14 protein-coding genes and 1 pseudogene are annotated in these 12297 nt (G+C 60.0%); 11 read left to right on the forward strand and 4 right to left on the reverse strand.

The features are described 5' to 3' along the window. The first annotated feature begins 64 nt into the window (after positions 1-64). Together JVX98_RS31800 and JVX98_RS31805 are read left to right on the forward strand one after the other, a co-directional pair. On the forward strand, positions 65-2167 hold the full coding sequence (locus JVX98_RS31800) for a CHASE2 domain-containing protein (protein ID WP_205239763.1): 2103 nt from the start codon (positions 65-67) through the stop codon (positions 2165-2167). Next, the gene (locus tag JVX98_RS31805; protein ID WP_246765092.1) at positions 2088-2996 is read left to right on the forward strand and encodes an MBL fold metallo-hydrolase; all 909 of its coding nucleotides are present in this window, start codon (positions 2088-2090) and stop codon (positions 2994-2996) included. Before JVX98_RS31800 ends, JVX98_RS31805 begins: the two co-directional genes overlap by 80 nt. Positions 2997-3022: 26 nt before the next feature. Here JVX98_RS31805 and JVX98_RS31810 read toward each other — a convergent pair whose 3' ends face one another. The 4 genes from JVX98_RS31810 to JVX98_RS31825 form a co-directional block, all read right to left on the reverse strand. Beyond that, positions 3023-3931 carry a helix-turn-helix domain-containing protein gene (locus tag JVX98_RS31810; protein ID WP_205239764.1) on the reverse strand — a complete coding sequence of 303 codons (909 nt, stop codon included), beginning with the start codon at positions 3929-3931 and terminating at the stop codon, positions 3023-3025. 35 nt (positions 3932-3966) lie between these two features. Then, positions 3967-4209 (reverse strand): hypothetical protein, encoded by a 243-nt coding sequence (locus tag JVX98_RS31815; protein ID WP_192448854.1) that lies wholly within the window; start codon positions 4207-4209, stop codon positions 3967-3969. Between the two features lie 97 nt (positions 4210-4306). After that, entirely contained in the window at positions 4307-6478 is a 2172-nt protein-coding gene (locus JVX98_RS31820) for a SulP family inorganic anion transporter (RefSeq protein ID WP_192448855.1), read from the reverse strand. Positions 6479-6681: 203 nt separating this feature from the next. Next, positions 6682-6990, reverse strand: coding sequence for a hypothetical protein (locus tag JVX98_RS31825; protein WP_192448856.1), 309 nt, complete (start codon positions 6988-6990; stop codon positions 6682-6684). 249 nt (positions 6991-7239) lie between these two features. Here JVX98_RS31825 and JVX98_RS31830 point away from each other — a divergent pair, with 249 nt between their 5' ends. From JVX98_RS31830 to JVX98_RS31870, 9 genes and pseudogenes are all read left to right on the forward strand, one after another. After that, entirely contained in the window at positions 7240-7641 is a 402-nt protein-coding gene (locus JVX98_RS31830) for a DUF2946 family protein (RefSeq protein WP_192448857.1), read from the forward strand. Positions 7642-7798: 157 nt separating this feature from the next. Continuing rightward, positions 7799-8401, forward strand: a complete 603-nt coding sequence (locus JVX98_RS31835) for a helix-turn-helix domain-containing protein (RefSeq protein WP_205239765.1) — start codon at positions 7799-7801, stop codon at positions 8399-8401. 148 nt (positions 8402-8549) lie between these two features. Next, positions 8550-9243, forward strand: a pseudogene (locus JVX98_RS31840) (PepSY-associated TM helix domain-containing protein). A gap of 242 nt (positions 9244-9485) precedes the next feature. Continuing rightward, a complete protein-coding gene (locus JVX98_RS31845; RefSeq protein WP_205239766.1) occupies positions 9486-9776 on the forward strand; it encodes a hypothetical protein in 291 nt (96 codons plus the stop codon). Positions 9777-10037: 261 nt separating this feature from the next. Then, positions 10038-10514 (forward strand): Hsp20 family protein, encoded by a 477-nt coding sequence (locus tag JVX98_RS31850; protein ID WP_205239767.1) that lies wholly within the window; start codon positions 10038-10040, stop codon positions 10512-10514. A gap of 71 nt (positions 10515-10585) precedes the next feature. Beyond that, a complete protein-coding gene (locus JVX98_RS31855; protein ID WP_205239768.1) occupies positions 10586-10888 on the forward strand; it encodes a DUF982 domain-containing protein in 303 nt (100 codons plus the stop codon). Positions 10889-11294: 406 nt separating this feature from the next. Then, entirely contained in the window at positions 11295-11504 is a 210-nt protein-coding gene (locus JVX98_RS31860; RefSeq protein WP_130520340.1) for a cold-shock protein, read from the forward strand. A gap of 121 nt (positions 11505-11625) precedes the next feature. After that, complete coding sequence (locus JVX98_RS31865; RefSeq protein WP_192449270.1) at positions 11626-11850, forward strand: hypothetical protein; 225 nt, start codon at positions 11626-11628, stop codon at positions 11848-11850. A gap of 30 nt (positions 11851-11880) precedes the next feature. Continuing rightward, positions 11881-12261, forward strand: a complete 381-nt coding sequence (locus JVX98_RS31870) for a DUF6481 family protein (RefSeq protein WP_205239769.1) — start codon at positions 11881-11883, stop codon at positions 12259-12261. The last annotated feature ends 36 nt before the right edge of the window (positions 12262-12297 follow it).

The following is a 12297-nucleotide window of genomic DNA, read 5'->3' on the forward strand; positions in this document are numbered from 1 at the left end:
CACGGACTATGAATTCCGGATCGATCGCATTGGCAGCGCCGGCAGCGGTCAACACAATCGGTTCATGTCTTCACGCTTGAAAATTCTGCTGGCACCCGCCTGTCTGCTCACCCTCATTCTCGTCTGGAGGGCTTTCGACCCTGGTGAATTGCTCGTTCGGTCAAGGGTAATGGTTTTCGATGTCTATGCGCGGCTTCAGCCGCGCGACTTCGAATCCGTCCCGGTTCGCATCATCGACATTGATGACGAAAGTCTTCGCCGCCTTGGCCAATGGCCATGGCCGCGCCGACTGCTTGCCGATCTCACCATGAGGCTCAACGAAATGGGCGCCGCTGCCATCGGTTTTGACAGTGTGTTCGCCGAGGAAGACCGCACCGCTCCCAAATTTCTGGCGCAGGCATATCCCGAAATCGAGGGGCTCGCGCGGCTGCCAGATCCTGACGCAGGCTTTGCTGATGCGATTGCGCGCGCTGGCAACGTCGTCACGGGTTATGGCTTGTCCGTGCATGCCAATGGGGCAGCGCCGGCGCAAAAGGCGGGCTTTGCTTTCTCCGGAGCGGATCCCGCGGGCTTTCTCCCTTCGTTCCAGGGCGCCGTCGTCAATCTGTCCAAATTGGATGACGCGGCGGCAGGGACAGGTGCGTTCGACTTCTATCCCTCCTATGGACTGATCGTCCGTGCCGTACCCATGGTGTACGCCTTGCGGGGAAAACTCTATCCCAGTCTGGCTGCCGAATTGCTGCGGGTGGCGCAAGGCGCCAGATCCTACACCCTGAAGGCTGAAGCTGGCGCCCTCACGGACATGCGCATCGGCGATTTCACAGTTCCACTGACGGCCCGCGGCGAGTTGCGTATGCATTTTTCCCGGCCCGAAGGCGCGCGGTATGTTCCCGCCTGGAAGGTGCTTTCCACCGATGCGCCACCGGATCTCATCGGCGGGCATATCGTATTGATCGGTACTTCGGCAGTCGGGCTCAACGATATCCGAGCTTCCAGCCTGGACCCGATGATGCCAGGCGTCGAGGCCCATGCTCAAGCGATCGAGCAGATCCTGCTGCAGTCGTTTCTGCAACGGCCCGATTGGGCGGAAGGAGCTGAGTGGCTGGCTACGCTCGCGCTCGGCCTGCTGCTGATGGCGTCGCTGTTCTATGCCAACGCCTTCTGGAGCGCCTTTGCGGGGTTGGCAGCGTTGCTGGTTGCAGGCGCGGCGTCCTGGCATCTCTATGTTGCCGAACGGCTGCTTCTCGACCCCGTGACACCGGGACTTGCGGGGATTTTCGTCTATATGGCCGGGTCGCTGGCCTCATATCTGAAGGTCGAGGGCGACCGCCGGCATGTAACGGCGGCCTTCGGTCAGTATCTTTCCCCGGCTCTCGTCAAGAGGCTCGCGGCCGATCCCAAGCAACTTGCCCTTGGCGGCGAGACACGAGAGCTGACGCTGATGTTCTGCGACGTCAGGGGGTTTACTGCGATCTCCGAGCATTTCAGGGGCAATCCTCAGGAGCTGACCAGCCTCATCAACCGCTTTCTCACGCCCATGAGCGATGTGATCCTCGCGGCAGGCGGTACCATCGACAAATATATGGGCGATTGCATCATGGCCTTCTGGAATGCCCCTCTCGACGACCCAGAACACGCAAGCCAAGCTTGTGCGGCTGCTCAGGCCATGATGGCTGAACTTGAGGCGCTGAACCGGGAACTGCCCGTCAAACTCGGGATTGGCATTGGTATCAACACCGGTTCCTGTGTTGTCGGCAACATGGGCTCCGAACGGCGGTTCGACTATTCGGCACTCGGCGATGCCGTTAATCTGGCGTCCCGTCTCGAGGGGCAGTCGAAGACCTATGGTGTAACGATCGTGGTCAGCGAGGAGACACTGCAGCGGGCGGGGCTTGCAGGGGTGGAGCTCGACCTCATCGTAGTCAAGGGAAAGGAGGAGGCGGTGCGCATTTTCACGCTGGGAAAGGCTCCACAGGGACATGACGCCATGCTCTTGGCTTATCGAACTGGTGCTTGGGACGAAGCCGAGGCGCGTCTTGAACGCCTCAGAAGCACTTCTGCGGAGTTTTCGGCCCTCTACGACCTCTATGCTCAGCGCATCGCCGATCTCAGACGTCAGCCGCCATCCGAAAATTGGAATGGCGTCTTCAGAGCGACCTCGAAGTGATGGCCGCCAGATGACGGCTTCGGTGACATTCTGGGGGGTGCGAGGCTCGATCGCCTGCTCGGGCGGCGCCTTCGCACGCTATGGCGGGAACACTGCCTGCGTGGAGGTGAAGATCGGAAGCGAAATCTTCATCCTGGATGCGGGCACTGGCCTTATGCCGCTCGGGCGTCGGCTTGCCGAGGCGAAGCCCGGTATCTGCCACATTTTCCTGTCGCATGCGCATTGGGACCACATATGCGGCTTCCCCTTTTTCGCACCCTGTTACGACGCACGTTGGCGCATCCATGTGCATGCGGGCAGCATGGCGAACAATGGCGGCGTAATGCAGGTCCTCATGGGGCAGATGCAGGCACCTTATTTCCCGGTTCCCCTTTCCGCGATGGCTGCCGATATCCGGTTTTCCGATTTCGAATCGGGCGAGACTCTTGCGCCGGGACATGGCGTTACAGTCAGAACCGCCCCTCTCAACCACCCGGGCGGCTGCACCGGCTATCGGCTCGAATGGGCCGATAGGAGCCTCGTCTACATAACCGACCATGAAGTCGCGCCCGGTTGGAACGAGCAAGCGACCGCGCTGATGGAAGGCGCTGATCTCGTGCTCTTTGATGCCGCCTATACCGGCATGGAATATGAAAACCGCAAGGGATGGGGACATTCTACCTGGGAAGATGCCGTACGGCTTGCGCGAGCGTCAGGAGCGAGACGGCTGGGGCTTATTCATCATGATCCGGCGCATGACGACGCGTTCATGGATCGGATCGAGCAGGCGGCTCGGGGCAGTTGGCCCCGCGTGTTCGCGGCGCGAGAGGCGACGACCCTCGTTCTATGACTTCGCCGGCACAAGGGACGCTGCTTCTATCCGTGGGCCAGCTTTCGCGCATGACGGCGCGGCGACGTTCCGAAGCGCTCGCGATAGGCTGCGATGAAGTTGTTTGCGTGTCCGTACCCTACATGGAAGGCGATCTGCTTGAGTGGCATGTCGGTCTCCTCCAGCATGACGCGTGCCGCAGACAGACGCGCTTCGCGCAGGTATCCGAACATGGTCGATCCGTAGCTTTCGCGGAAGCCTTGCGTCAAACGACGCTGGCTGAGACCTGCTGCCTCGGCCAACTCCGATAGAGAAGGGGGCTGGGACAGGTGGGACGATAGAATTTGTGCGGCGCGTCCCACGGCCTCACGTTCGCGCAGGCTTAGGACCCCTTCGCCTTCCCGCACCTCATCCAAGGCGAGCGTTGGCGCATGCAGAGCCAGGATTTCCAGGAGCTTGCCCCAACGATAGATATCGCTGCCGTGGCCGGCGATCGGCGGGGTCGCGAGCAAATTGAGGTTCGAGATCAAGATCTCTGGCGTGCGACGCAGGGCCGGCCGCTCAAGTGCAAGCGCGTGAGGTGGAAGATCCGTCAGGCGTGCAATGCAACAAGTAGTCGCTCGGTAGCCCACAACCAGCGTGCGTGTTCTTGCCGGAAAATGCACTTGCAGTGTGCCGGAACCGTGATTGTGCCAGCCATATCCGGCTTCGAGCCGTGAAAGGCCAAGGCAAGCGTGACCGGCCAACGCAAAGAGGCACGTCAGCGAATCGCCCTGCTCGTTGCACAGGAGGTCCAGTTTCGCGTCCTGTTCCGCTTCGGCGAGCATGACGTAGAGCTCAAGTCCGCCAAACGTGCTTCCGTGGTGGACGACGCCGACCATTCCGACTGCGGCTCGGATCCTTTGGGACGCAAAGACTGTCGCCGAACCATCGAGTGTCAGGGCGTCGATCCTCATCGACCGGTCTCCTCGTGCCAGGTTTGAGTTACAGGCTATCGCTGTTCGATTGGGGCGAATGCCGCCGCCGCGGTTTGTTTTTTCGCGGCTGGAATCTTTTGGCGACAACCGGCAAGGCTTTGCAACTGTTTAGGTTTTTTAGAAAGCAAATGGTCTGGAGATGCCACGGAACCGGCAATATGCGCCAATCCACTGGCTACTTTGATGACGGTCTGCCGATGCAGCGGCGTCGCGATCTTGTTCGAAAACGATTGAGCCGGTCGCCATGCAATTCCCACGGCGACACCCCACAACGCGGCGGCCCTCGGGCTCCACGTTCCTTACGAAACCGAGAGCGGCACGCACGTCGAGTGAATTTTTTGGCGATTGGACGGCTCAGGCGTTTGCGACTGTGACCATGCGGTTGGCGACGGTCAGACGATCCGCTAGCGCGCGGGCGAACAGCCGGTGGGCGAGAACGGCAAGTTCGGGGTCGTTCGTCTCCATCGATCTCAATGCCTTCCGTGTCAGCCTGAACAGCACGGCCTCTTTTTCGATGAGCACGTCTGCTGTACGCGTTTCGCCAAGGTAGAAGGCGATTTCACCAAGCACGGCTCCCGATGCCATGTTGCGCAGGCGCAGGGCTTGTCCATCGGGCAAGGTGATCTGCACCCTCACCACGCCACGCCCCAAAAGGAAGATGTCGTCTGCCTGCTCGCCGGCCGCGATCAGTCGTTCTCCGACTTTCCGCTCGAAGCGCTCCATCGAGCTGATGAGTGCTGCAAGTCGCGGGTGAGGCCCGAGCGCTTTGACCAGCTGGGCGGCAACATCATTGTCGCTGTGCTCACCGCACTCCGCCTTGATCAACTGCTCTTCGCAGTCTTCGAGCGCGTGGTCCAGGTCACAGGCAAACGCCACTCTTCCGGCATGGCAGTCGGATTGCAGAACCGGGTCGAGCATAGCCCTTACCGAAGGCGGCAAGGACGAGAGAGTGACAGAAACCCCCTCAGCGGCCAGAAGGCTGAAGATCCGTGCAAATCCAGCAACCGCAGCCGAATCCGTTCCGCCGATGCGTCGGAAGTCGAGGATTAGGAAGCGAGGCGGCGGACTGGCGTCAAGACGCTCCTTAACGGCATCGACGACCTGTCCCATCGTGCCGAAGAAGAGATAATTGTGAAGCTCCAGGATGTGGATGAGATCGCCCTTCTCATCGAGAATACGATTTGTCGCGGGCGAGCGGTCGGTCCGGCTGCGCCGGTCGCGCCCGCTTGCGGCAAGGCGAATGACAGGCAGTCGAGCATAGGTGTAGACGAAGGTTGCCAGCGATGCGGCGAGCCCCACTGCCATACCGGCCATGAAGCTGAAGGCCATCATCGATCCGACGATCGACAGCACCACGGCCCATTCGAGCCCGGGCAACGTCTTTCGCACCGCGATAGCCCAGTCGTAGAGGAGTTCCGCACCGAGCATGATCATCAGGCCCGCTGCAACGAACAGCGGGATGCTGGCGGCAAGGTCGGTCGCAAAGGGGAGAGCCAGCGCCATAATGGCAGCGGTTGCAAGACCGGCGGAGCGATCCGTGACACCCAGTCGGCGCGCCAGTAGCGTCATGCCGAGCCCGGTAAAGCCGGATGCGCCGCTGATAAAGCCGACGACCACGTTTGCCTGACCCGTAACGCGCAGTTCGGCGTTCGCATCGATGTCGCGACCGACCGCTGCCTCAAGCCCACTTGTGTTGAGAAGCATACCAGTCATCGCGACGAGCGGAAGCGAGACGAGCATAGGCGCGATCGAGATCACAGCCCACCAGTCTGCGGCCGAGATGACCCAAATCGGCGATGGGAGGGAAAGACCACCGGAGTTCGCGATCGCCGGCAACCACCCCGATGCACGGGCCGCTTCGATCGACAGGCCCGTGAGACCAAGAGCGCCATAAAACAGCATGATCGCGGCCAGCGTGACAATCGGCGCAGCAAATGGACTAGGCGTCAGGCGAAGGGCGGCCGCCAAGGCGATTGCAAAGGCGATCGACGGGAAAAGCATGCCGAGCGCGGCGAAATCGTAAAGTGATTGGATGAGGCTTACCGGATCAGCACCCGGGCGGATCATCACGAGTGCGCCCTCAATGAGTAGCCACCCGGAGCCGGCGAGAAAGCCCGCCACTACCGGGTAGGGCAGGAACCGTACCAAGGTACCCAGACGGAAGCGGCCGGAGAGGTAGAAAACGGAGCCTGTCGCCAATGTGCTGACGGCGAGGACTGCAAAGGCCGTGGCAACCTTTTCCTGCGGGCCGGCAGCGCTCATCGAGCTGGTCGCAACGGCCACGGTTGAGGCCAGAATGGCGATGCTGGTCTCTTGAACCTGCGCGACGCTGGTGGAAAAACGGCTGCGCAACGACACGTAGATCGCGAGGATTACACAGCTCAAAAGCATGACGCTGACGCCAGCTCCAAAGCCTGAGGCGAGACTGCCGGAGAAGAGCAGTGCTGCGAAGGCAACACTGGTACCCAGGCCATCTATGGCGGCAACTAGCCCGAACATAAACGAGGAAACAAGTTTAGCAGTCACAGGTTTCTCGTTGAATTTTGCGAAATGAGGATCGATTTTCTTGCCGACTCATTGAGTTTGCTGAACCTTTTTGGACGCGCAAGGCATGGCGCGTCGGTGCCTTCAACCAACCAGCACGGCGCGGTCGCACAGCGGAGTCACGCGCCGTTACGGCCTCGGCCGAAGCAAGATTTGCCGAAACGTGATCCAATCCTGGAGGGGGCTTACCAGCAGGCGCCATTGGCCTTTTTGGCGCGCTCCCATTGCTCCCGTGCAGATTCGACACCCCCGGAAACAAGTTCGAGCTCGAAGTCTCGAAGTTCATCGTTTCCAGCGGCCTTGCCAACCAGGCTGCCGAGATTGGCAAGACCTGCCCTGATCTGTTCGACCTCGAGCAGGCAGTTGCGCGTCCGCGCTTCATCGAGGATCAGCTCGATCAATTCAGACTCACTTTTTGCGGCTGCGAGACGGCCTAGCGCCTCTCGATCGTTGCGAATTGCGGAATAGAAACTGATTGTTTGACTGTCGCTCACAACATTCCTCGCTCTTTGACACTAGCTAACTTTCGCGTCACTCGGTTTTTCGGCTTATCCCGCATCTGGCGAGGTCGGCTGGCTTGGCGTGCTGATCTTCGGAGATATCAGCTGTTCGGGGAAGCGTATGGCGCTATGGCAAACCGACCAGCGGCTATGAATTCCGCTTCACCGAGTGCGAGGTCGCATTGAACGTCACTCAAGGATCTGCTTGTAGTGCGCAGACGTTTGGATCACGTTGGGGAGTCGATGGCCAAGGGACTGAGCCGTGCCGAGCAATGGGCAGTGCGCATCTTGTGCGCGCTGGCGTTGCTGCTTGCCGGTTTCACCTACAAGCCGCCGATGGCGGCGGCCTCACCTCTCCCGGCGGAACTCTTGTCGGAATACGTCCTTCCCGACGGGACAAGTCCCGTTCTCTGCCTGCCATCGGAAGATGGCAAATCCAGCCATGGCAGCCATGATGCAGGAACGGGATGCGAGTTCTGCCGCCTCGCTTCCGCTGTCTTGCTGCCGTCGCCGGCCGATTCCGCCGGGAGGCCGATCTCTCGGTCGATCAACCTGTTCGTGCCTACCCGCACGGAAACGTTTTATCGCCAGCTCTTTCCTCCAAACACCTCGCCACGTGGTCCACCTTCCGGTCTTTCAGCCTGAGCCTCTGCCGCCATCGCGCGGCAGTTCCATCAGTCTGCGGCCGGAAAACGTGTCCCTCGTACGGGCATGTGCCGGCCCAAGGCCGGATCACATTCCATGTTCAGCAGGACGGTCGTGGGTGGCAGTTCGCCCATTCTTTTCTTCAATGGCCCGTTTGATGGCCCAACATCGCACCAGAGCCGCGTTGCCGCTCGAACGCAAGTTTATCTCGCGCCCGACGACACTTCGGGTGGTTGAAGGCTGCGTCGCCCTTTACCGCGAACTTGGCGATGGACGGCGACTGATCCCTGACGTGCTTGGACCGGGGCGACTTTTCGGGTCCGGTCTCGTTGACGTTCAGGACTGCAGGGCCATGACGCTTGCCGCGACAAGCGTCGAGACTTTCGACGGACCGCCACAAGCTGCGGTCATCGATGTGGTCATGCGGCAGATGCTATTGCGCGCACAGGCCCACGCAATTTTGCTCGGCCGCAAGACGGCTGCCGAACGGGTTGCCACGGCCCTCCTCGATCTTGCAAGCCAATTCGCCCGCAAGTCACGATCGCCCTCGGGCAAGGGCAAGACAACGTTCAACCTTCACTTGACCCGCGCCGATCTCGCCGACTGGCTGGGGCTGACGCTCGAAACCGTCAGCCGGTGCCTCGGCGCGTTCAAGCGCGGGCGACTGATCGCATTCGATCACCCGGAAATCATCACCATCCGTGACCGCACGGCGCTCGAAGCGCTTGCTGCCGGCAACGCACGCGCTTTCGCGGCGTGAACGCATTTCGTCAAACAGAGGACAATCAATGACGCTCACCACAAATATCCCGCCAGCAAGCGCCGAGAGATCGCTCTCACGAGCCTTCTACACGACGGCCTGGCGTTGGCACTTCTATGCCGGACTATACGGCGCTCCATTCCTGATCATGCTGGCCGTCACCGGGCTTATGATGCTCTGGTCGGCGGTGCTTGTTGGCCGCGACGGTGAGAAGCTCTATTCCGTCGAGCCGGCGCAACAAATCGTTGCGGTTTCAGCGCAGGCTAATGCGGCACGTGGTGCCGTTCAGGGCGGAACGCTTTGTACAATACATTGCTCCCCGGACTGCTGAGCAGCCGGCTGTCTTTCGCCTTGATGTCGGAGAAGCTGCCACCATGGTTGCCGTCGATCCATATCGCGGCACGGTCCTCGGCTCCTGGGAACGACAGAACGCGCTCTATGATCTCGCCAACGACATCCACGGTACACTCCTCATCGGCGCCGCGGTCGATCGGCCGATCGAGATTGCCGCTGGGTTCGGCGTCGTCCTGATCGTCACCGGGCTCTATTTGTGGTGGCCGCGCGACGGTCGAAGCATCGCAGCCTCGCTCGTTCCGCGGATTTCTGGCCGAGGTCGCCAGGTCTGGAAGTCGTTGCACCAGACCGTCGGTGTCTACGCGGCCGCCATCCTGCTCGTGTTCCTGATTTCCGGGCTTACCTGGGCCGGGATCTGGGGCGAGCGCATGACGCAGGCATGGAGCACCTTCCCAGCGGAAAAATGGGATAACGTGCCTCTCTCGGATGCGACACATGCGAGCATGAATCATGGCGGCGTCAAGGAAGTGGCCTGGACGCTGGAATAGACGCCGATGCCGGCATCCGGCTCGCATGCGGGGTACGAAGGCGTGCCGACGGGACAGCCGATCGATATCGAAGACCCCACAATATCCGCATCGGCGGCTGATGGGCCCAGCGAGGGGCCCCTGCATTCGCGGCGAGTTCCAAGGTACTGAGGCTTGAATAAGAACTCTGTCCTTCCTAGCTCTTGCACGGCCGAGACAGACGGGCTCGGCCGCCTCGCACGTCTGTTCAGAGTGAGACGGTTATGGAAGAGAAAAACAGATTGATCAAAGACCTTAGCATTCAGGAACGCGAAGACCTATTTGCCGATATTGCCCGTGTTCTGGAGGACACCTCCCACGAGGCCTATGTCGAAGGTAAGCGGCACTTCGCCGCGTTTTCGGCCAACATGGCCCAGGCGATCCGCATAAACGCCGGCGAACTGGCGCGCGACAACGGACAAGATGCCGAACGCGTGCTTCAGCAGGCGACGGCTGTCATCTCAAATTTTCACGCAGGTCGTCCTTATCGAATGATCAGCCACGCCATCCACTGAGGGCCCGGGACTTTCACCAGAAAGACGATGATTGCCGGTAAATATTGGTTCTGAGAACCTGGCGGAATGCCGTGTTAACGCAGAGTGCTGCGGCGAATAATGAGGCCAATCTTCGACGGCAAAAAATTTGCGCCCACAGCTCTTGAAACCTGGAAAATCCCAAACCAAATCGATGATCGCCAGTCGCCGCAAGGGCTGGCTTTGCTGGAGGCGTCGCCCTCGGCGCCTTCATATCCATGTTGCTTCAAGGAGGATATGGTTATGGCAACATCTTACGACTACGCACCCCTGTTCCGCTCGAGCGTCGGGTTCGACCGGATTTTCAGTTTGCTTGAGAATGCGCATCGCGCCCGCACGATCAGTGACTGGCCACCTTACGACATCGTCAAGACGGGCGATGACAGCTATCGCATCTCGATCGCGGTCGCAGGTTTTGCCCCGGACGATCTCGAAATCACATTTCAGTCCAATCTCCTGACCGTCACCGGAAAGAAGCAGGAAGCGGCTTCGGACGGCTATTTGCACCGCGGCATTGCCGGGCGGCCGTTCGAGCATCGCTTTGAGCTTGCCGATCATGTCAGGGTTCATGCGGCTGACCTGAACAACGGTCTCCTGGAAATCGAACTCGTGCGCGAGGTTCCGGAAGAGATGAAGCCGCGGAAGATTACGATACAGGGCTTGACCACTCCAACAGGCTTGGATGCTGCGCCGCAAATCGAAGCACGGAAAGCTGGATAAAGCTCGCGGTAAGAAGGGGGCCCTTGCTGAAGGGCCCCCAACGACATTTTGGGTTGGAAAGGAGCACACGAATGAAACCCGATATGTTCAAAACGCCCGTGACGATCCTCGTCGGACTTGGATTTCCCGCCGACGTTTGTTCCGTGATGGAAGCTTACCGGCACCTGGTCGAGTGGCCAGCCTCGAACCGGGATGCAGCGCACCGCGCGGCCCTCAATGCCTGTGGCGCCGCGTTGCGCGGCGAAATCGAAGCGGAAACAGCCCGCGGGCTGTTTGCGGCCTTTGTGGAAAAGCACGACCTGCTAGCGCCAGATACCTTTATGCCAGAGGCGATACGGTCAAGGCGACGGCCGGGATCCAGTCAGGTGAGGTGAGCGGTGATGAAACACATCTTGGAGCAACATGAAGGGGTCAGTACACCGACCGTTTCACTTTGATCGTGAAAACGTTCGTCTCGCTTCGACCCAGTATCGGACCGTGGAGCCACCATAAAACGATCCAGATTGACCACTCGGCGAGACGAGGACGACCGTTCAGGCTGCCACCGCAACCGCGAAGACAAGCGCATTCTATCGGTGCATTTAGGGGTTTCGAAAACTAAGCGTTGACGAGTGGCCCCAGACCCCGTATAGACGGGTCATCGATCTTTTGCTTGCCGAGCTTTGTCTACCGCGCGATTGGCACCGCGCTCTAAGCGAAATTCTCTTTCAAAAATAGTCGGTTTTCGTCTGCGTGGCATCCGCTCCGCAGTTCTTCACTCTATGCTTGAAGGGGTTCACAATGACCACTGGCACAGTTAAATGGTTCAATTCCACCAAGGGCTTCGGCTTCATTCAGCCTGACGACGGCGGCGCTGACGCTTTCGTTCACATCTCGGCTGTCGAGCGCGCTGGAATGCGCGATCTCGTCGAAGGCCAGAAGATCGGCTTCGACCTCGAGCGCGACAAGAAGTCGGGTAAGATGTCGGCCTGCAATCTGCAGGCTGCCTAAGGATGGCTGCTTCCCTTTGACCACGGATGTACTGGCACTGCCGGAAGCAATTATCACTTTTAGGCCAGGCGTCATGCCTGGCCTTTTTCGTTCTGGCCTCAAGCCACATCGAGGAAATTCAGTGACAGAGACATATAGTAAATCTCGCCAGCAGGCCGAAACCGCCTTCGGCAATCTCCGGACGGAGTTTTTCGCCAAGAACAATGCGGCGGAAGAGCTCGAATCCGAAGCTCAAGCACGCGACGCCAAGACAGTCAGGCTGCGCGAAGCGCGCCTCGCCAAGGAGCAAGCAGACAGGATGTCTGCAACATCGGCGCTTCTTGCCAAACGATCCAAGGCCAGTTGATCATCCCAAACGCTAAATCAGGATAATGATTTGAGACACGCCAGAGATAACGAACTCACCGACCGACGCTCCGCTGCTGCAGACGCCAAGGCCGCTCTTCTCACTGCCTACCGGGCCGCAAAGACGGCGGCAGAGCCAGTTCAAGCCGCCCGACAGGCGGAGCGCATCTTGCTTGTTGAAGCCCGCGAAGCGCGCCGTGCAGAACGGGAACGACTGAGAGTCGAGGAGAGCACCCGCCTCGAAACACTTGCAGCGCAAGAGCAGGCAGCCGTCGAGGCCGCCGCCGCGGCCGAGATTGAGGCGCGACAGTCCGCTGAAAACGCCCGGATATCGCGCGTCATTGAAGATGAGGCCGCTCGCAAGGCTGAACGCGACAGACGCTACGCCGCTCGGAAGGCCCGGAAGGCTTAACGTCTAGGCACCCGCCTTTTAGGGGAGGCGGCCGTG

This window comes from Ensifer sp. PDNC004 (assembly GCF_016919405.1).
Taxonomy (GTDB): domain Bacteria; phylum Pseudomonadota; class Alphaproteobacteria; order Rhizobiales; family Rhizobiaceae; genus Ensifer.

Excerpts from the sequence above, each read along its gene's own strand:
- JVX98_RS31810 (WP_205239764.1), bottom strand. The coding sequence starts at position 3,931 with ATGAGGATCGACGCCCTGACACTCGATGGTTCGGCGACAGTCTTTGCG.
- JVX98_RS31830 (WP_192448857.1), top strand. The coding sequence starts at position 7,240 with ATGGCCAAGGGACTGAGCCGTGCCGAGCAATGGGCAGTGCGCATCTTG.
- JVX98_RS31805 (WP_246765092.1), top strand. The coding sequence starts at position 2,088 with ATGCTCAGCGCATCGCCGATCTCAGACGTCAGCCGCCATCCGAAAATT.
- JVX98_RS31850 (WP_205239767.1), top strand. The coding sequence starts at position 10,038 with ATGGCAACATCTTACGACTACGCACCCCTGTTCCGCTCGAGCGTCGGG.
- JVX98_RS31835 (WP_205239765.1), top strand. The coding sequence starts at position 7,799 with ATGGCCCAACATCGCACCAGAGCCGCGTTGCCGCTCGAACGCAAGTTT.
- JVX98_RS31845 (WP_205239766.1), top strand. The coding sequence starts at position 9,486 with ATGGAAGAGAAAAACAGATTGATCAAAGACCTTAGCATTCAGGAACGC.
- JVX98_RS31800 (WP_205239763.1), top strand. The coding sequence starts at position 65 with ATGTCTTCACGCTTGAAAATTCTGCTGGCACCCGCCTGTCTGCTCACC.
- JVX98_RS31855 (WP_205239768.1), top strand. The coding sequence starts at position 10,586 with ATGAAACCCGATATGTTCAAAACGCCCGTGACGATCCTCGTCGGACTT.
- JVX98_RS31860 (WP_130520340.1), top strand. The coding sequence starts at position 11,295 with ATGACCACTGGCACAGTTAAATGGTTCAATTCCACCAAGGGCTTCGGC.